This is a genomic window from Streptococcus mitis, from assembly GCF_000722705.1.
GTDB classification, from domain to species: domain Bacteria; phylum Bacillota; class Bacilli; order Lactobacillales; family Streptococcaceae; genus Streptococcus; species Streptococcus mitis_P.
In genome coordinates this window covers 44,158-63,497 of record NZ_JPFW01000008.1, presented here as the reverse complement: position 1 = coordinate 63,497, position 19,340 = coordinate 44,158, and the positions used below count along the sequence as shown (strand labels likewise).

Annotated in this window: 22 protein-coding genes; 13 read left to right on the top strand and 9 right to left on the bottom strand. The window is 40.5% G+C overall.

The genetic code is table 11. The features are described 5' to 3' along the window. Positions 1-23 precede the first annotated feature (23 nt). Positions 24-2,315, top strand: coding sequence for a DNA helicase PcrA (gene pcrA / locus SK642_RS05475; RefSeq protein ID WP_033683741.1), 2,292 nt, complete (start codon positions 24-26; stop codon positions 2,313-2,315). A 42-nt stretch (positions 2,316-2,357) separates the two neighbouring features. Next, complete coding sequence (radC, locus tag SK642_RS05470) at positions 2,358-3,038, top strand: RadC family protein (protein ID WP_033683740.1); 681 nt, start codon at positions 2,358-2,360, stop codon at positions 3,036-3,038. Here the strand turns inward: radC and SK642_RS05465 are convergent. The 7 genes from SK642_RS05465 to SK642_RS05435 all read right to left on the bottom strand — a co-directional run bounded on the left by SK642_RS05465 (position 3,035) and on the right by SK642_RS05435 (position 7,807). Continuing rightward, on the bottom strand, positions 3,035-3,724 hold the full coding sequence (locus SK642_RS05465; protein ID WP_033683739.1) for a gamma-glutamyl-gamma-aminobutyrate hydrolase family protein: 690 nt from the start codon (positions 3,722-3,724) through the stop codon (positions 3,035-3,037). The genes radC and SK642_RS05465 overlap by 4 nt on opposite strands. A 17-nt stretch (positions 3,725-3,741) precedes the next feature. Beyond that, entirely contained in the window at positions 3,742-4,383 is a 642-nt protein-coding gene (locus SK642_RS05460; RefSeq protein WP_000653421.1) for a redox-sensing transcriptional repressor Rex, read from the bottom strand. Positions 4,384-4,465: 82 nt separating this feature from the next. Then, positions 4,466-4,681, bottom strand: a complete 216-nt coding sequence (locus SK642_RS05455) for a DUF4649 family protein (protein WP_033683738.1) — start codon at positions 4,679-4,681, stop codon at positions 4,466-4,468. 7 nt (positions 4,682-4,688) lie between these two features. Beyond that, complete coding sequence (locus SK642_RS05450) at positions 4,689-5,036, bottom strand: DUF1831 domain-containing protein (RefSeq protein ID WP_033683737.1); 348 nt, start codon at positions 5,034-5,036, stop codon at positions 4,689-4,691. A 4-nt stretch (positions 5,037-5,040) separates the two neighbouring features. Next, complete coding sequence (locus SK642_RS05445; RefSeq protein WP_033683736.1) at positions 5,041-6,156, bottom strand: cysteine desulfurase family protein; 1,116 nt, start codon at positions 6,154-6,156, stop codon at positions 5,041-5,043. 9 nt (positions 6,157-6,165) lie between these two features. Continuing rightward, complete coding sequence (locus SK642_RS05440) at positions 6,166-7,125, bottom strand: ribose-phosphate diphosphokinase (protein ID WP_033683735.1); 960 nt, start codon at positions 7,123-7,125, stop codon at positions 6,166-6,168. A gap of 112 nt (positions 7,126-7,237) precedes the next feature. Further along, positions 7,238-7,807, bottom strand: a complete 570-nt coding sequence (locus tag SK642_RS05435; protein WP_033683734.1) for a CYTH domain-containing protein — start codon at positions 7,805-7,807, stop codon at positions 7,238-7,240. 128 nt (positions 7,808-7,935) lie between these two features. Between SK642_RS05435 and SK642_RS05430 the strand changes: the two genes are divergently transcribed. The 11 genes from SK642_RS05430 to SK642_RS05375 all read left to right on the top strand — a co-directional run bounded on the left by SK642_RS05430 (position 7,936) and on the right by SK642_RS05375 (position 17,101). Beyond that, positions 7,936-8,607, top strand: coding sequence for a GTP pyrophosphokinase (locus SK642_RS05430; RefSeq protein ID WP_033683732.1), 672 nt, complete (start codon positions 7,936-7,938; stop codon positions 8,605-8,607). Next, positions 8,591-9,409 carry an NAD kinase gene (locus SK642_RS05425; RefSeq protein WP_033683731.1) on the top strand — a complete coding sequence of 273 codons (819 nt, stop codon included), beginning with the start codon at positions 8,591-8,593 and terminating at the stop codon, positions 9,407-9,409. Before SK642_RS05430 ends, SK642_RS05425 begins: the two co-directional genes overlap by 17 nt. Beyond that, positions 9,406-10,302: an RluA family pseudouridine synthase gene (locus SK642_RS05420; protein WP_033683730.1), complete on the top strand. Its 897-nt coding sequence runs from the start codon at positions 9,406-9,408 to the stop codon at positions 10,300-10,302. Before SK642_RS05425 ends, SK642_RS05420 begins: the two co-directional genes overlap by 4 nt. Positions 10,303-10,348: 46 nt before the next feature. Continuing rightward, a complete protein-coding gene (pta, locus tag SK642_RS05415; RefSeq protein ID WP_033683728.1) occupies positions 10,349-11,323 on the top strand; it encodes a phosphate acetyltransferase in 975 nt (324 codons plus the stop codon). A gap of 278 nt (positions 11,324-11,601) precedes the next feature. Further along, positions 11,602-12,777 (top strand): A/G-specific adenine glycosylase, encoded by a 1,176-nt coding sequence (mutY, locus tag SK642_RS05405; RefSeq protein ID WP_033683726.1) that lies wholly within the window; start codon positions 11,602-11,604, stop codon positions 12,775-12,777. Positions 12,778-12,832: 55 nt separating this feature from the next. Next, complete coding sequence (yycF, locus tag SK642_RS05400; RefSeq protein ID WP_033683725.1) at positions 12,833-13,540, top strand: response regulator YycF; 708 nt, start codon at positions 12,833-12,835, stop codon at positions 13,538-13,540. Beyond that, the gene (vicK, locus tag SK642_RS05395) at positions 13,533-14,882 is read left to right on the top strand and encodes a cell wall metabolism sensor histidine kinase VicK (protein ID WP_033683724.1); all 1,350 of its coding nucleotides are present in this window, start codon (positions 13,533-13,535) and stop codon (positions 14,880-14,882) included. Before yycF ends, vicK begins: the two co-directional genes overlap by 8 nt. 1 nt (position 14,883) lies before the next feature. Continuing rightward, positions 14,884-15,693: an MBL fold metallo-hydrolase gene (locus SK642_RS05390; RefSeq protein WP_033683722.1), complete on the top strand. Its 810-nt coding sequence runs from the start codon at positions 14,884-14,886 to the stop codon at positions 15,691-15,693. A gap of 90 nt (positions 15,694-15,783) precedes the next feature. Further along, positions 15,784-16,026 carry a type II toxin-antitoxin system RelB family antitoxin gene (relB, locus tag SK642_RS05385; protein ID WP_007284772.1) on the top strand — a complete coding sequence of 81 codons (243 nt, stop codon included), beginning with the start codon at positions 15,784-15,786 and terminating at the stop codon, positions 16,024-16,026. Position 16,027: 1 nt separating this feature from the next. Further along, positions 16,028-16,282 carry a type II toxin-antitoxin system RelE family toxin gene (locus tag SK642_RS05380; protein WP_033684234.1) on the top strand — a complete coding sequence of 85 codons (255 nt, stop codon included), beginning with the start codon at positions 16,028-16,030 and terminating at the stop codon, positions 16,280-16,282. A 45-nt stretch (positions 16,283-16,327) separates the two neighbouring features. Further along, positions 16,328-17,101 carry a potassium channel family protein gene (locus SK642_RS05375; RefSeq protein WP_033683720.1) on the top strand — a complete coding sequence of 258 codons (774 nt, stop codon included), beginning with the start codon at positions 16,328-16,330 and terminating at the stop codon, positions 17,099-17,101. Positions 17,102-17,138: 37 nt separating this feature from the next. On the opposite strand, the gene SK642_RS05370 is transcribed toward SK642_RS05375, so the two are convergent. Next, the gene (locus tag SK642_RS05370; RefSeq protein ID WP_033683719.1) at positions 17,139-17,486 is read right to left on the bottom strand and encodes a thiol reductase thioredoxin; all 348 of its coding nucleotides are present in this window, start codon (positions 17,484-17,486) and stop codon (positions 17,139-17,141) included. Between the two features lie 111 nt (positions 17,487-17,597). Further along, a complete protein-coding gene (locus SK642_RS05365; protein WP_033683718.1) occupies positions 17,598-19,316 on the bottom strand; it encodes a phospho-sugar mutase in 1,719 nt (572 codons plus the stop codon). Positions 19,317-19,340 lie beyond the last annotated feature (24 nt).

The window sequence follows — 19,340 nt, the reverse complement described above, 5'->3', positions numbered from 1 at the left end:
ACTTCAAGAGTAAGGAAGAAAAGATGAACGCATTATTAAATGGAATGAATGACCGTCAGGCTGAGGCGGTGCAAACGACAGAAGGTCCTTTGTTAATCATGGCGGGAGCTGGTTCTGGAAAGACCCGAGTTTTGACTCACCGTATTGCTTATTTGATTGATGAAAAGCTGGTCAACCCTTGGAATATTTTGGCCATTACCTTTACTAACAAGGCTGCGCGCGAGATGAAAGAGCGTGCTTATAGCCTCAATCCAGCTACTCAGGACTGTTTGATTGCGACTTTTCACTCCATGTGTGTGCGTATTTTGCGTCGCGATGCGGACCATATTGGCTACAACCGCAATTTCACTATTGTAGATCCAGGGGAGCAACGAACTCTCATGAAACGTATTCTCAAGCAGTTGAACTTGGATCCTAAAAAATGGAATGAACGGAGCATTTTAGGGACTATTTCCAATGCTAAGAATGATCTGATTGATGATGTTGGCTATGCTGCCCAAGCTGGCGATATGTATACGCAAATAGTGGCCCAGTGTTACACTGCTTACCAAAAAGAGCTTCGTCAGTCGGAGTCGGTTGACTTTGATGACTTGATTATGCTGACCCTGCGTCTCTTTGATCAAAATCCTGATGTTTTGACCTACTACCAGCAAAAATTCCAATACATCCACGTTGATGAGTACCAAGATACCAACCATGCACAGTATCAACTAGTCAAACTCTTGGCTTCCCGTTTTAAAAATATTTGTGTGGTTGGGGATGCGGACCAGTCTATCTACGGCTGGCGTGGTGCTGATATGCAGAATATCTTGGACTTTGAAAAGGATTATCCTCAGTCCAAGGTTGTTTTGTTGGAGGAAAATTACCGTTCCACTAAAACCATTCTTCAAGCGGCCAACGAGGTCATTAAAAACAACAAAAACCGCCGTCCTAAGAATCTCTGGACCCAAAATGCTGATGGGGAGCAAATCGTTTACTATCGTGCCGATGATGAGCTAGATGAGGCTGTATTTGTAGCCAGAACCATCGATGAACTTAGTCGCAGTCAAAACTTCCTTCACAAGGATTTTGCAGTTCTCTATCGGACTAATGCCCAGTCCCGTACTATTGAGGAAGCTCTGCTCAAGTCTAATATTCCTTATACCATGGTTGGTGGGACTAAGTTCTACAGCCGTAAGGAAATTCGTGACATTATCGCTTATCTTAACCTCATTGCTAATTTGAGTGACAATATTAGTTTTGAACGTATTATTAACGAGCCTAAACGTGGAATTGGTCCAGGTACTGTTGAGAAAATCCGTGATTTTGCGAATATGCAAGACATGTCCATGCTAGATGCTTCTGCCAATATCATGTTGTCTGGCATCAAAGGAAAAGCAGCTCAATCGATTTGGGATTTTGCTAATATGATTCTGGATTTGCGGGAGCAACTGGACCACTTAACTATTACAGAGTTGGTTGAGGCCGTCCTTGAAAAAACAGGTTACGTCGATATTCTTAATGCCCAAGCGACTCTAGAAAGCAAGGCTAGGGTTGAAAACATCGAGGAGTTCCTCTCTGTTACGAAAAACTTTGATGATACCTCTGATGGTCCAGAAGAGGAAACTGGTTTAGACAAACTGAGTCGTTTCTTAAATGACTTGGCCTTGATTGCCGATACAGATTCAGGTAGTCAGGAGACATCAGAAGTGACCTTGATGACTCTGCATGCTGCCAAAGGTCTCGAATTTCCAGTTGTCTTTTTGATTGGGATGGAAGAAAATGTCTTCCCGCTTAGTCGTGCGGCTGAAGATCAAGATGAATTAGAGGAAGAGCGCCGTCTAGCCTATGTAGGTATCACGCGTGCAGAGAAAATTCTCTATCTGACCAATGCCAACTCACGCCTGCTTTTCGGTCGTACCAACTATAATCGTCCGACTCGTTTTATTAACGAAATCAGTTCAGACTTACTTGAGTATCAAGGTCTGGCTCGTCCAGCAAATACAAGCTTTAAGGCATCATATAGCAGTGGTGGTCTCGCCTTCGGTCAAGGTATGAGTCTTGCCCAGGCCCTCCAAGACCGTAAACGCAGTGCTGCACCAAAAACTATCCAGTCAAGCGGTCTTCCATTTGGTCAATTTTCAGCTGGTGCAGAATCAGCCTCTAGCGAGACAAATTGGTCCATTGGAGACATTGCTCTCCACAAGAAATGGGGAGAGGGAACTGTTCTGGAAGTTTCAGGTAGCGGTGCTACACAGGAATTGAAAATCAATTTCCCAGAAGTAGGTTTGAAAAAACTTTTAGCTAGTGTAGCCCCAATTGAGAAAAAAATCTAATTTTTCATCCTTCTCACGAATAATAAAGTGAGGAGGATTTTTATGTACAGTATTTCATTCCAAGAAGATTCACTATTGCCAAGAGAAAGACTGGCTAAGGAAGGAGTAGAAGCGCTCAGTAACCAAGAGCTGCTAGCTATTTTACTCAGAACAGGAACACGTCAGGCTAGTGTTTTTGAAATTGCCCAGAAAGTCTTAAACAACCTTTCAAGCCTAACGGATTTGAAAAAAATGACCCTGCAGGAATTGCAGAGTCTATCTGGTATCGGCCGTGTTAAGGCTATAGAATTACAAGCTATGATTGAACTGGGTCATCGTATTCACAAGCATGAGACCCTTGAAATGGAAAGTATTCTCAGTAGCCAAAAACTAGCCAAGAAGATGCAACAGGAATTAGGGGATAAAAAACAAGAGCACCTGGTGGCGCTCTATCTCAATACTCAAAATCAAATCATCCATCAACAGACCATTTTTATCGGCTCTGCCACTCGCAGTATCGCTGAACCGCGAGAGATTCTTCACTATGCTATCAAGCATATGGCGACCTCTCTCATCTTGGTTCACAATCATCCTTCAGGAGCAGTAGCTCCTAGCCGAAATGATGATCATGTTACTAAACTTGTCAAGGAAGCCTGCGATCTGATGGGAATTGTCCTCTTGGATCATTTGATTGTCTCTCACTCCAGTTACTTTAGTTATCGTGAAAAGACAGATTTAATTTAAAGTTTATTAACGACATAGTCAAAGAGATTTTTATCTTTGGGACGATTTTCAAAAAGAAATTCTGGATGCCATTGGACACCGAGGAAAGCAATATCATCCGTACTTATGACAGCTTCAATAATACCATCCTTTGGATCATGAGCTGCAATCTTTAAGTTAGGTGCTAAATCCTTAATACTCTGGTGGTGGAAGGAGTTGATATGGGAGATTTCTCCATAGATTTCTCGAAGTACAGTATCAGGTTCTGTTACCAAACGTTGTGTTGTGTACTCGGCAGAACAATCTTGCCAGTGGTCTTCGATATCTTGGTACAGAGTTCCACCCATGGCAACGTTAAAGAGTTGAGTACCGCGACAGATGGAGAAAATTGGCTTTTTCTGTTTAATAGCTTCCTTGATGAGAGCCAATTCGAAGATGTCTCTTTGAAGATGGTAGTCATCGCTATCAATGGTTTTTGATTCACCATAGAATTTTGGGTCAACATTTTGCCCACCTGTCAAGATGAGCTTGTCAATCATACTGATATAGTGGCAGGCCATTTCTTGATCACCAATCGGTAGGATGATGGGAATTCCTCCAGCGTCTTTAACGCCTTCAACAAAACCTTTTGCTGCGTAGCTCATCATGATGTCATCATCTGGATGAGTTTTTTCGTTTCCTGTAATCCCAATAACTGGTTTTTTCATAAAATGATTTTCGCTTTCTAATCCTCTTTTCGCATGAAATAGAGGAGGGTTTGGAGTTCACTTGTCAAATCGACATACTGAACGACCACGTCTTTTGGTAAATGCAGATGGACTGGTGAAAAACTGAGAATTCCTTTCACGCCAGCATCCACCAAGAGATTAGCAACCTCTTGTGATTTAACGCTAGGAACTGTCAAGATAGCAGTTTTCACATCAGCATCTTTGATTTTATCCTTGATTTGAGAAATTCCGTAAATAGGAATCCCGTCAGGGGTTTGGGTACCGACTTCAGGATGATCATCTAGGTCAAAGGCCATGATGATCTTCATCTTATTACGCTCATGAAAACGGTAGTGGAGAAGGGCATGCCCCATATTTCCAATACCAACCAACATAACATTGGTAATAGAGTTATCATTGAGCAAATCGGCAAAAAACGTCATTAGTTTTTTGACATCATAGCCAAAACCACGACGGCCAAGTTCACCAAAATAGGAAAAATCTCGACGTACGGTAGCTGAATCAATTCCAATGGCCTCTGCAATTTGCTTAGAGTTGGCACGTTCAATCTTTTCTGAGTGAAATCTCTTAAAAATTCGATAGTAGAGAGAGAGTCTTTTCGCTGTAGCTTTTGGAATAGCAGACTGTTTATCTTTCACAAAATCACAACCTTTCTATTCTTCTATTTTATATAAACATTGTGAAAAAATCAACAAAAACAAGAAAAAACTAAGAAAAATCTTAGTTTTGATGTAAAAATTCTGTATCTGATAGAAAACGGTAGAGATCTCCGACCAGACCTTGGTAAACTTCCTTCCCATTAAAGGTCAAAGAAGTTACATAAAGTGTATCTGGCAGGGTCACACATCCTGACAAAGCCAACATGAGAGCCTCATAATCTTCATACTTGAGAGTCCGCTCTACATGATAGCTATCCTTATAGGTTAGTTCAAACATATGGAACCTATCTTTCAGATTTTGTAAAGACACCACGTTCTACTAGACTATCCATGAGGAAATAGAATTTTTCCTGATGAATGTGGTGGTCTTCTGATTTGAAAATATCAACTAGACGAAGGCCAAACTTGTCAGTGATATTGATTTTAGCACCTGTAAGTTCCTTGTTAATGATGATTTTGAGTTGGAAGCCTTCACCGCTGTTTGGCACTTTTTCCAAAAGGCGAGTCAGTTCATAGTTACCAACCTTTGTCTCAAAAAAAGTATTGTCCTTGAGGGTGAACTTCTTAACAGTAGGGCTAAGAGTGTAGTCGTAACGACAATTTTTTAACTGAATGGTTTTTTCAAATGCCATATGGCTAACCTCCGATAATTTCTTTTAAGGTTTTTGCGAGGGTATGTAGGTCTTCAACAGTATTTTGTGGCGACAAACTGATACGAACGGATTCCTTCAAGTGTTCTGAATTTGCTCCGTACATGGCTTCGAGAACATGGCTGGATTGAACAATGCCTGCCGTACAGGCTGAGCCAGTAGAGATTGAAATTCCAGCCAAATCTAGACGAAGGAGTAAGAGGTCATTTTTCTGGCCAGGAAATCCAATATTGAGAACATAAGGGAGATGGTGTTCGCCTCTATTCAAGTAATACCGAACTCCCTCAAGCTCTGCCAAAAAGACAGTTTCTAGATTTTGTACATGTTGAAAATGTTCTTCTTGCTTTTCTAAATTTTCTTTTAGGGCTGCAAGCATGCCTACGATGGCAGCTAGATTTTCAGTTCCTGCTCGTTTTTTCTGTTCTTGGTCTCCACCATGAAGATAGGAATCAAAGTCCATGCTTGATGCGTAGAGAAAGCCGATTCCCTTAGGACCATGGAACTTGTGGGCTGAAGCGGTGAGAAAATCAATGCCCAATTTTTCTGGATGAATAGGAATTTTACCGATTGCCTGAACTGCATCAACATGATAGGCAGCAGGATGTTGCTTGAGTATTTGGCCAATTTCAGCAATGGGAAGAAGGTTTCCTGTCTCATTATTAGCAAACATGGTAGAAACCAAAATTGTATCGTCACGTAAGGCCTCTTGAATTTGCTGGGCGGTGATTTCTTGATTTTTTGGCTGGATAATGGTTACTTCAAAACCGAAGTGTTGAACCAAGTAATCAATCGTTTCAAGGACAGCATGGTGCTCGATGGCAGTTGTGATGATATGTTTTCCTTGTTCTTGGTGACGAAGGCAGTAGCCAATGATGGCAGTATTGTTGCCTTCAGTCCCACCAGAAGTGAAAAAGATATGTTGAGGTTTTGTTCCCAGTAATTGAGCTAGTTCCTGACGGGCTTCTCGCAAGAGTTTGCCAGCTTGACGACCATGCCCATGAATACTAGATGGATTGCCATGGGTTTCTTGCATCACCTTGGTCATAGCTGAAATAGCAACCGCTGACATGGGAGTCGTAGCAGCATTGTCCAAATAAATCAAAGAATCACCTTATTTCTTTTTATTGTAGGCAAAGAGTGGGCTGACTGGTTTTCTTTCGTGGATACGGACGATGGCATCACCAATTAACTCACTAGCAGTGATGTAGCATACGTTTTTAGGAGTTTTTTCTTTTGTTGCTACTGAATCAGTCACAAGAATTTCTTTAATCTTAGTATTGTCAAGAAGTTCAGCAGCACCTTCAACGAAGAGACCGTGGCTAGAAACAGCATAAATTTCTGTAGCCCCTTCACGTTCAACGATTTTGGCTGCTTCAGAGAAGGTACGTCCTGTATTTAAAATGTCATCAATCAAGATGGCTTTTTTACCTTCAACATCACCAATGATATAGCCTTCGTTGCGAGTTGCATCGTCTTGAGGATAGTCGATAATGGCGATAGGAGCATCAAGATATTCAGCCAGGCTACGAGCACGTTTCACCCCTGAATTTTTAGGGCTAACGACAACGACATCTGAACCTCTTAATCCTTTATCACAGTAGTGTTTAGCAAAGAGAGGAACAGTGTAAAGATTATCGACAGGAATATCAAAGAAACCTTGTACTTGAACTGCGTGTAAGTCGAGGGTAAGGACACGATCTACACCAGCTTTAACCAGCATGTTAGCAACTAGTTTAGCTGTTAGTGGTTCTCTAGATGATGCGATTCTATCTTGGCGTGCATAACCGAAATATGGAAGTACAACGTTGATACTGTGGGCACTTGCACGCACACAAGCATCAACCATGATCAACAATTCCATTAGGTGGTTGTTAACAGGAAAACTTGTAGATTGGATGATGTAAACATCATAACCACGGACACTCTCTTCGATATTCACTTGGATCTCTCCGTCAGAAAATTGACGTGATGATAGTTTTCCAAGTGGGACACCAACAGCTTGAGCAATTTTGTGAGCAATCTCTTGGTTAGAGTTGAGTGCGAAAAGTTTCATATTTTTTCTATCTGACATTATAGACCGTCCTCTGTAAACTTAATGAAGCCAAGTTATTTCTGTTCTGCATATATTAACTTGGATTCGAGTATTTTTGTCTTTTCTATTTTACCAAAAAATGGAGATTATTTCAGCTATTTTTCATGCTTTTAACAAATCGAACCAATTTTGAAGGAGCTTTTTGATAAGCAATCTGATTTTCCTCTAAAAATTGCTGGAAATCCTGTTTGCCTTGCTCGTGATTTTCAACTTCAAGCTCCAACTCGTAATCTGTCATATCAAAGTATTGGCTCTCATCTAGCGCCATGAGACCAATAGCTGTCTTCGTTTCATAGCGAAGCGTTGTTAGACAACCAAGCACCTGCCACTCACTAGTTTGGATACCATGTTTAGCCAATTCATCAATCACAAGCCCTTGAGGAAGCTCTTCCTTAGCCAGATAATCTTCAGCATCTTTTAGTTGCAATTTTTGATTGTACTCCATGTTTCCAACACTTTGAGGGACTTTGAGTGTCAATTCTGCCCAGTCTTCAAAAGTTCGAATGCGCATAGCGACTTTCTTTTCTTGTAGTTCAAAATCAGGTGTATCAATGTAGTAATTTTTTTGAAGAACAGGAGTGACACCTGTGAACTGGTCTTTTAGACGATTGTATTCATCTTTTTTCAGTAGTGTTTTCAATTCAATTTCTAAATGTTTCATTTTTCTTACCTTTTCTTTATCTATGAAAGCGGATTTATGGTATAATAAGCATTGTATTTATTGTATATGAATCTGGAGAAAAAATCAAAGATATTTTTGAAGGATAATATGAGAACAAGGGAGAATATATGACCTTAGAATGGGAAGAATTTCTAGATCCTTACATTCAAGCTGTTGGTGAGTTAAAGATTAAACTACGTGGTATTCGTAAGCAATACCGCAAGCAAAATAAGCATTCTCCGATTGAGTTTGTGACTGGTCGAGTCAAGCCAATTGAAAGTATCAAGGAGAAAATGGCTCGACGTGGTATTACTTATGCGACCTTAGAACACGATTTACAGGATATTGCTGGTTTGCGTGTGATGGTTCAGTTTGTAGATGATGTCCAAGAAGTTGTGGCTATTTTGCGTAAGCGTCAGGATATGCGGATCATACAGGAGCGAGATTACATTACCCATCGAAAAGCATCAGGCTACCGTTCCTATCACGTGGTAGTAGAATATACGGTTGATACTATCAATGGAGCCAAAACCATTTTGGCGGAAATTCAAATTCGTACCTTGGCCATGAATTTCTGGGCAACAATAGAACATTCTCTCAACTACAAGTACCAAGGGGATTTCCCAGAGGAGATTAAGAAGCGACTGGAAATTACAGCCAAGATTGCTCATCAGTTGGATGAAGAAATGGGCAAAATTCGAGATGATATCCAGGAAGCCCAGGCACTTTTTGATCCTTTGAGTAGAAAATTAAATGACGGTGTAGGAAACAGTGACGATACAGATGAAGAATACAGGTAAACGAATTGACCTGATAGCTAATAGAAAACCGCAGAGTCAAAGGGTTTTGTATGAATTGCGAGATCGTTTGAAGAGAAACCAGTTTATACTCAATGATACCAGTCCAGATATCGTTATTTCTATTGGTGGGGATGGCATGCTCTTGTCGGCCTTTCATAAGTATGAAAACCAGCTTGATAAGGTACGCTTTATTGGTGTTCATACGGGACATTTGGGCTTTTATACGGACTATCGTGATTTTGAGTTGGACAAGCTAGTGATTAATTTGCAACTTGATACGGGAGCTAAGATATCTTATCCTGTCTTGAATGTGAAGGTCTTTCTTGAAAATGGTGAAGTTAAGATTTTTAGAGCACTAAATGAAGCCAGCATCCGTAGGTCGGACCGAACAATGGTAGCGGATGTTGTGATTAACGGCGTTCCCTTTGAACGTTTTCGTGGAGACGGCCTAACAGTTTCGACACCGACTGGTAGTACAGCCTACAACAAGTCTCTTGGTGGTGCTGTTTTACACCCTACCATTGAAGCTCTTCAGTTGACGGAAATTGCCAGCCTTAACAATCGTGTCTATCGGACGCTAGGTTCGTCCATTATTGTTCCTAAGAAGGATAAGATTGAACTCATTCCAACGAGAAACGATTACCATACCATTTCCGTTGACAATAGCGTTTATTCCTTCCGAAATATTGAGCGAATCGAGTATCAAATCGACCACCATAAGATTCACTTTGTCGCATCACCGAGCCACACCAGTTTCTGGAATCGTGTTAAGGATGCTTTCATCGGCGAGGTGGATGAATGAGGTTTGAATTTATCGCAGATGAGCATGTCAAGGTTAAGACCTTCTTAAAAAAGCACGAGGTTTCTAAGGGACTTTTGGCCAAGATTAAGTTTCGAGGTGGAGCTATTCTGGTCAATGACCAACCGCAAAATGCAACCTATCTATTGGATATTGGGGACCGAGTTAGCATTGACATTCCCGCTGAGGAAGGTTTTGAAACTCTGGAAGCTATCGAGCGCCCATTAGACATTCTCTATGAGGATGACCATTTTCTAGTTCTGAATAAACCCTATGGAGTGGCTTCTATTCCTAGTGTCAATCACTCCAATACCATTGCCAATTTTATCAAGGGTTACTACGTCAAGCAAAATTACGAAAATCAGCAGGTTCACATTGTAACCAGGCTTGATAGAGATACTTCTGGCTTGATGCTCTTTGCCAAGCACGGCTATGCCCACGCACGATTAGACAAGCAGTTGCAGAAGAAGTCCATTGAAAAACGCTACTTTGCTTTGGTTAAAGGTGATGGACACTTGGAGCAAGAGGGAGAAATTATTGCTCCGATTGCGCGTGATGAAGACTCCATTATCACTAGACGAGTGGCTAAAGGTGGAAAGTATGCCCATACTTCTTACAAGATTGTAGCTTCTTATGGAAATATTCACTTGGTTGATATTCTACTGCACACTGGACGTACTCACCAAATCCGAGTCCACTTTTCTCATATTGGTTTTCCTTTGTTGGGAGATGACTTGTATGGAGGTAGTCTGGACGACGGCATCCAACGGCAGGCCCTGCATTGTCATTACCTATCCTTCTATCATCCGTTTTTAGAGCAAGATTTGCAGTTAGAAAGTCCCTTGCCGGATGATTTTAGTAATCTTATTACTCAGTTATCAACTAATACTCTATAAAAACTAATTCAGAGTATAATTTATTATTTTTTAAAGGAGAAAACTCATGGAAGTTTTTGAAAGTCTCAAAGCCAACCTAGTTGGCAAAAATGCTCGTATCGTTCTCCCTGAAGGGGAAGAGCCTCGTATTCTTCAAGCGACTAAACGCTTGGTAAAAGAAACAGAAGTAATTCCTGTTTTGCTGGGAAATCCTGAAAAAATTAAAATTTATCTTGAAATTGAAGGAATTGAAGATGGTTACGAAGTCATCGACCCTCAACACTATGATAAATTTGACGAAATGGTTGCTGCTTTAGTGGAGCGTCGTAAGGGCAAAATGTCTGAAGAAGATGCACGCAAGGTTTTGGTTGAAGATGTCAACTACTTTGGTGTTATGTTGGTTTACTTGGGCTTAGTTGACGGAATGGTATCAGGTGCTATTCATTCAACTGCTTCAACAGTTCGTCCAGCACTTCAAATCATCAAAACTCGTCCAAATGTAACGCGTACTTCAGGTGCCTTCCTCATGGTTCGTGGTTCTGAACGTTATCTATTTGGAGACTGCGCTATCAATATCAATCCAGATGCAGAAGCTTTGGCTGAAATTGCTATTAATTCAGCAATCACAGCTAAGATGTTTGGTATCGAGCCTAAAATTGCTATGCTAAGCTATTCTACTAAAGGTTCAGGGTTTGGTGAAAGTGTTGATAAGGTAGTAGAAGCAACTAAAATTGCTCACGACTTGCGTCCTGACCTAGAAATCGATGGTGAGTTGCAATTTGATGCAGCCTTTGTTCCTGAAACTGCAGCTTTGAAAGCTCCTGGAAGTACAGTAGCTGGTCAAGCAAATGTCTTCATCTTCCCAGGTATCGAAGCAGGAAATATCGGCTACAAGATGGCTGAACGTCTTGGTGGTTTTGCAGCTGTAGGACCTGTTTTGCAAGGATTGAACAAGCCAGTTAACGACCTTTCTCGTGGATGTAATGCAGATGATGTTTACAAGTTGACCCTTATCACAGCAGCCCAAGCTGTTCATCAATAAGATTTAGTCCTCTTTCCTTTGGGAAGAGGCTTTTTATACTCAATGAAAATCAAAGAGCAAACTAGGAAACTAGACGCAGGCTGCTCAAAGCACTGCTTTGAGGTTGTAGATAAGACTGACGAAGTCAGCTCAAAACACTGTTTTGAGGTTATGGATAGAACTGACGAAGTCAGTAACATATATACGGCAAGGCGACGTTGACGTGGTTTGAAGAGATTTTCAAAGAGTATTAATACTAGGAAAAGGACAGTTAGAATCTTCTGTGTTATACTAGAGATATGTTAGATTTGAAAGAATACGGTATCGTCATGTGGCCAGAGGAGAAGATTATTTCTTTTCGTGAGAAACTTCTCGCTTGGTATGATGAAAACAAACGAGATTTACCTTGGCGTAGAAGTAAAAATCCTTATCATATCTGGGTCTCTGAAATCATGCTCCAGCAGACCAGAGTTGATACAGTTATCCCTTACTACGAACGATTCTTGAACTGGTTTCCAACAGTAGAAAGTTTGGCGAATGCGCCTGAGGAACGTTTGTTGAAGGCTTGGGAGGGATTGGGTTATTATTCTCGAGTACGGCATATGCAGGCTGCGGCTCAGCAGATTATGACTGACTTTGGTGGCCAATTTCCAAACACCTATGAAGGAATTTCCAGTTTGAAAGGAATTGGTCCTTACACTGCAGGAGCCATTTCTAGTATTGCTTTTAACTTGCCTGAGCCAGCTGTAGACGGCAATGTCATGCGTGTTTTGGCGCGTCTGTTCGAAGTCAACCACGATATTGGCATTTCAAGTAATCGAAAAATTTTTCAGGCAATGATGGAAATCTTGATTGATCCAGAACGGCCAGGCGACTTTAATCAAGCCTTGATGGACTTGGGCTCAGATATTGAGGCTCCTGTAAATCCCAGACCAGAAGAGAGTCCAGTGAAGGATTTCAGTGCGGCATATCAGAATGGAAGCATGGACTGTTATCCAATTAAGGCTCCAAAGAAAAAGCCAGTTCCCATTTATCTTAAAGCCTTGGTGGTAAAAAATAGTCAGGGACAATTTTTACTTGAAAAAAATGAAAGTGAAAAGTTATTAGCAGGATTTTGGCATTTTCCCTTGATAGAAGTAGATGAGTTTCCGCAAGAGGAGCAGTTTGACCTCTTTCATCAGGTTGCAGAAGAAATTGTCAATTTTGGCCCAAGTCCAGAAGAGAGTTTCCAGCAGGACTATGACCTAGAAGTTGATTGGCTTGATGGTTGTTTTGATACAGTCAAGCATGTCTTTAGTCATCGTAAATGGTATGTTCAAATTGTAGCAGGTCAAGTGAGTGACTTCCATGATTTTTCAGATCGGGAAGTTCGCTGGCTTTCACCAGAAGAGTTTAAGAATTACCCACTTGCCAAACCCCAACAAAAAATCTGGCAGGCTTATGCTCAAGTCAACTTAGACAGTAGCAAAGACTAGCTATTGTGTCTTCTTGTTATTTTTTTGATATAATAGTAGAGAAAAAGGGGAACAAATGAAAAAAATATTAATTGTAGATGATGAAAAACCAATCTCGGATATTATCAAGTTTAATATGACCAAGGAAGGTTACGAGGTTGTAACTGCTTTTAATGGTCGTGAAGCACTAGAGCAATATGAAGCAGAGCAGCCAGATATTATTATTCTGGACTTGATGCTTCCCGAAATTGATGGTTTAGAAGTTGCTAAGACTATTCGTAAGACAAGTAGTGTACCTATTATCATGCTGTCAGCTAAGGATAGCGAATTTGATAAGGTTATCGGTTTAGAGCTTGGAGCAGATGACTATGTAACCAAACCCTTCTCAAATCGTGAATTGCAGGCGCGTGTCAAAGCCCTTCTCCGTCGCACGGACTTGGTTTCTGTAGATAACCAAGAATCTGATGATAAGAAAACTCAGCCCTTGCAAATTGGAGACTTGGAGATTGTGCCAGATGCTTATGTGGCTAAGAAATACGGTGAAGAACTAGACTTGACTCACCGTGAATTTGAGCTTTTGTATCACTTGGCCTCTCATATTGGTCAAGTCATTACGCGTGAACACTTGCTTGAAACGGTTTGGGGGTATGATTATTTCGGAGATGTTCGGACTGTTGACGTAACTATCAGACGTTTGCGTGAGAAGATTGAAGATACACCAAGTCGTCCTGAGTATATCCTAACACGTCGCGGTGTTGGTTATTATATGAGAAATAATGATTAAACTAATTAAAGACACAGTTTTAATCAGTGATTTTATCTTTATCCTCATTTTACTTGGCTTTATTTTAGTGGTGACCTTGCTTTTACTAGAAAATCGTAGGGATAATATTCGGTTGAAGCAAATCAATCAAAAGGTTAAAGACCTGATTGCAGGAGATTATTCTCAGGTATTGGATATGCAGGGAAGCTCTGAAATCACTAATATTACCAATAATCTCAATGATTTATCAGAAGTAATTCGCTTGACTCAAGAAAATCTGGAACAAGAGAGTAAAAGATTACACAGTATCCTCTCTTACATGACAGACGGAGTCCTTGCGACCAATCGTCGTGGTAAGATTACCATGATTAATGACATGGCTAAGAAACAGTTAGGTGTTCAGAAAGAAGAGGTTCTCAATAAAAGTATTCTAGAATTGCTTAAGATTGAAGATGAGTATGAACTTCGTGATTTGATCACCCAAATTCCTGAGCTTATCATTGATTCCCAGGATGCTAATGGTGAGTATTTGAGCCTTCGTGTACGTTTTGCCTTGGTTCGTCGTGAGTCTGGCTTTATTTCGGGTCTGGTTGCTGTTTTACACGATACGACAGAGCAAGAGAAGGAAGAACGCGAGCGGAGACTCTTTGTTTCCAATGTTAGCCATGAGTTACGTACGCCTCTGACTAGTGTAAAATCCTATCTTGAAGCCTTGGATGAGGGAGCCTTATCAGAACCTGTTGCACCAGACTTTATCAAGGTATCTCTAGACGAAACCAACCGTATGATGCGCATGGTGACAGACCTTCTTCATCTTTCTCGAATTGACAATGCCACCAGTCACCTGGATGTGGAATTGATTAATTTTACTGCCTTTATAACCTTTATTCTCAACCGTTTTGATCAGATAAGAGGGCAGGATGAAGAGAAGAAATATGAACTGGTGAGAGATTATCCAATTACTTCAGTTTGGATTGAGATTGATACAGATAAGATGACACAGGTGATTGATAATATTCTCAACAATGCCATCAAGTATTCTCCAGATGGTGGGAAAATCACAGTGACCATGAAGACAACTGATGATCAGATGATTTTATCCATCTCAGACCAAGGATTGGGTATTCCTAAGCAGGATTTACCACGTATCTTTGACCGTTTCTACCGTGTGGATCGTGCTAGAAGTCGTGCCCAAGGAGGTACTGGTTTAGGACTAGCTATTGCTAAAGAGATTATCAAACAACATGATGGCTTTATTTGGGCCAAGAGTGAATACGGTAAGGGATCGACCTTCACCATTGTGCTCCCTTATGATAAGGATGCAGTGAAAGAAGAAGTATGGGAGGATGAAGTAGAAGACTAGAATGAGTGAAACAGGCTTTAAATACAGTATTTTAGCGTCGGGTTCCAGTGGAAATTCCTTTTATCTGGAAACTCCAAAAAAGAAGCTTTTAGTGGATGCGGGCTTGTCGGGTAAGAAAATTACCAGTCTACTTGCTGAAATTAATCGCAAACCAGAAGACTTAGATGCCATCTTGATTACCCATGAGCATTCAGATCATATCCATGGAGTAGGTGTTTTGGCTCGCAAGTATGGTATGGATTTATATGCCAATGAAAAGACCTGGCAAGCTATGGAAAATAGCAAGTACCTCGGTAAGGTGGATTCTTCGCAAAAGCATATCTTTGAAATGGGCAAAACCAAAACTTTTGGAGATATCGACATCGAGAGTTTTGGTGTTAGCCATGATGCAGTCGCACCGCAGTTCTATCGCTTTATGAAGGATGATAAGAGTTTTGTCATACTGACTGATACAGGTTATGTTAGTGACCGTATGGCAGGAATTGTCGAGAATGCCGATGGCTATCTTATCGAGTCCAACCATGATGTAGAGATTTTGCGAGCAGGTTCTTACGCTTGGCGACTCAAACAACGAATCCTATCGGATCTCGGCCACCTTTCTAATGAAGATGGTGCTGAAGCTATGATTCGGACGCTAGGAAATCGCACTAAAAAAATCTATCTTGGACATTTGTCCAAAGAGAACAATATCAAGGAACTGGCTCATATGACCATGGTCAATCAGCTAGCACAAGCTGATCTGGGAGTCGGAGTAGACTTTAAGGTTTATGATACCTCACCAGATACTGCAACACCATTGACAGAGATATAGAAAGAACGCTAAGAAGGTGTTCTTTTTATATTGACTGAACACCTAAAAAGTAATACAATGGTGTTACCATTAAAAAAGGGAGCACAAAAGATGACTACTATTACATTAAAAGTTTCTGAAGCTGATAAAACATTTATGAAAGCAATGGCTAAGTTTGAAGGAGTTTCCCTGTCGGAACTTATCCGCACCAAAACTCTTGAAGCTCTAGAAGACGAATACGACGCTCGTGTGGCAGATTTAGCCTATCAAGAGTATTTAGACGACTTGGAAAAAGGAGTTGAACCCATTACTTGGGAAGAAATGATGCATGATTTAGGCTTGGAGGATGAATAATTTGTATAAATTAGTTCCAACAAGACGTTTCATCAAGCAATTGAAAAAATTGGATCGTTATACGCAGAAGCTAATTACAAACTATTTACAAACCAATGTTTTGGAAGACCCAAGACGACACGGAAAGGCTTTGGTTGGTAATCGTGTTGGTCAATGGCGCTATAGAATTGGTAATTATCGAGTTATCGTACAAATTGTAGATAATGAATTAGTCATTGCTACTTTAGAAGTTGGTCATCGGAGAGATATTTATTGAATTAAAGTTGACTAATAACAGTATAGAAAGTGAGGAGAGTAAAACTTGAAGAAAAAATGGTTTTTTGCAGATTATTATGATACAACAATTATTTTACTTGCTTTAATCTCTGTTATTCTGGTATTACTTGGATTTGCTGAGATGATTGATTTAGACAGTCCTCCATACAGTATTATTGACTTGCTACTTTGGTTTGTGTTTGTGGTAGATTATGGTTGGCGGTTCTTTTCAAGTAAAGCAAAATGGAGGTTTATACTTGAAAATATCTTTGACTTGTTAGCTATCCTTCCTTTAAATGCTATTTTTACAGTATTGCGATTAGGGCGTATCTTCCGCTTAGCAAGGCTGACAAAATTACTGAAACTGACTCGTTTACTTAGAATAATTGGACTTACAGGTAAATTAGAAAGAAAAATTAGTAGATTCTTACGGACAAATGGCCTGATTTATATCTTGTATGTTAATATCTTTATCGTGCTAGTAGGAAGTTCAATTTTATCTGTAGTTGAAGAAAAATCCTTCTCAGATAGTCTTTGGTGGGCTCTTGTAACTGTAACGACAGTTGGTTATGGGGATATTGTTCCGACTTCGATCTTTGGTAAATGGTTAGCTGTTTTATTAATGCTTGTAGGTATTGGAACAATAGGAATGTTAACGAGTGCCTTGACGAACTTTTTTGTAAAAGATAATCCAGATAAACAGATAAAACTTGATAAACTCCAAGATGAATTATCTAGTCAGAGAATATTAATAGAGAAACAATCTGAAAAGATAGAAGAACTGCATAGAATGATACAAGATTTGCTTGAAAAAACGTAATTTTAACCATTAAAAAACCACTCGATGAGTGGCTTTTTTACAATCCTGCAAATTCTTTGATTTCTTGTGTTGACATTGAAGAGTCGCAACGGACATTGATTTGTCCATCTGCAATGTGGACAAAGCCTGGTACAGTTGGGATTCCGTAGCGTGAGCGGAATGCTTGCAACTCATTGAGTTGGCTTGGTTCTTCACTGTTGATGAAGTAGATGTGAGCTTTGGTTTCAGCTACGACACCTGCCAATGTACCTGCAAATTTACGGCAGTAAGGGCAAGTTTTGCGACCGATAAAGAAGGTTGCAGTTTCTTTTTTATCAAGAGCTTCTTGCGCACGCGCAACTGTAGTGACTTCAAGGTCTTTGATATTATCTAAAAATTGTTCCATGAGATTACCTCGCTTTCATTGATATGTCTAGTATGCCATAAAGTTTCTAAAATTGCTTAGATTTGATACGAAAAAAAGATGAGATTGGTTTGTCTCATCTTTTATAGGGCTTTATTTTACAAAAGCATTGATTTCTGATTCGATGTTAGCAATTTTAGCTTGTGATTCTTCGTTTGTTTCCCCTACAACTGCAATGTAGAACTTGATTTTTGGTTCTGTACCTGAAGGGCGAACGGCAATCCATGAACCGTCTGCAAGTGTGTATTTCAACACATCACTTGGAGGAGTTGTCAAGTTTGTAACAGTTCCGTCAGAAGCAGTAGCAGTTTGAGCCTTGAAGTCTTCTACGACAGTGATAGCTGTTGTGTTCCATTCTTTTGGAGCATTGTTGCGGAATTTAGCCATAATCGCTTTGATTTGTTCAGCACCATCGACACCTGAAAGGGTAACAGAGATAGTCTTTTCTGCGTAGTAGCCGTACTCTTTGTAGATTTCTTCGATACCGTCAGCAAGTGTCAAACCACGTGAACGGTAGTAGGCAGCAAGTTCAGCAACGACAAGAACAGCTTGGATAGCGTCTTTATCACGTACGAATGGTTTAATCAAGTAACCGAAGCTTTCTTCAAATCCCATCATGTAAGTGTGATTGTGTTTTTCTTCGAATTCTTGGATTTTTTCAGCGATAAATTTGAAACCTGTCAAAACGTTGAACATGGTTGCGCCGTAGCTTTCAGCAATCTTCGTTACCAAGTCAGTTGAAACGATAGATTTACATAGGGCTGCATTTTCAGGAAGAGTTCCAGCGTTTTTGTGGGCTTCCAAGATGTATTTAGCCATGATAGCACCGATTTGGTTACCTGAAAGGTTGAGGTAGCTACCATCTTTTTGAAGAACTTCAACACCAACACGGTCAGCATCAGGGTCGGTTGCGACAAGAACATCTGCACCAACTTGACGACCAAGTTCTTCAGCAAGAGCAAAGGCTGCTTGGCTTTCTGGGTTTGGAGATTTTACAGTTGAGAAGTCAGGGTCAGCAGTTGCTTGTGCTTCAACGACTTGAACAGAGTCAAATCCTGCTTGGGCAAGGGCACGACGAGCCAACATCTCACCAGTACCATGAAGTGGTGTGTAGACAATCTTCATGTCTTTACCAAATTCTTCAATCAAAGCTGGGTTGATGTTTACGTCCTTAACCTCTTTAAGGTATTCTACGTCAACAGCTTCGCCGATAACTTCAATCAAACCAGAAGCTTTTTCAGTTTCCACATCAGCGACTTCAACTGCAAATGGGTTTTCGATAGCACGGATATAAGTAGTCAAAGCGTCCGCATCGTGTGGAGGCATTTGTCCACCGTCTTCACCGTAAACCTTGTAACCGTTAAATGGTGCAGGGTTGTGGCTAGCTGTGACCATGATACCTGCGAAACAGTTGAGATGACGAACTGCAAATGATAGTTCTGGAGTTGGACGAAGGCTTTCAAATACGTAAGATTTGATGCCGTGTTTGGCAAGAACTGCCGCAGATTCAAAGGCAAACTCAGGTGAGAAGTGACGACTATCGTAGGCGATTGCGACACCACGTTCTTTTTCGTTTCCACCTTTTGATTCAATCAAACGAGCCAATCCTTCAGTAGCTTGGCGAACAACGTAGATGTTGATACGGTTTGTACCAGCACCAATCAAGCCACGCATACCTGCAGTACCAAATTCAAGATTTGTATAGAAGGCATCTTCCTTTGTTTTTTCATCCATATTTTCCAAATCTTGACGAAGGTAGTCAGGAAGCTCCGCAAAATCAACCCATTTCTGGTAATTTTCTTGGTAAGACATTAAAATTCTCCTTTTTGTAAATTG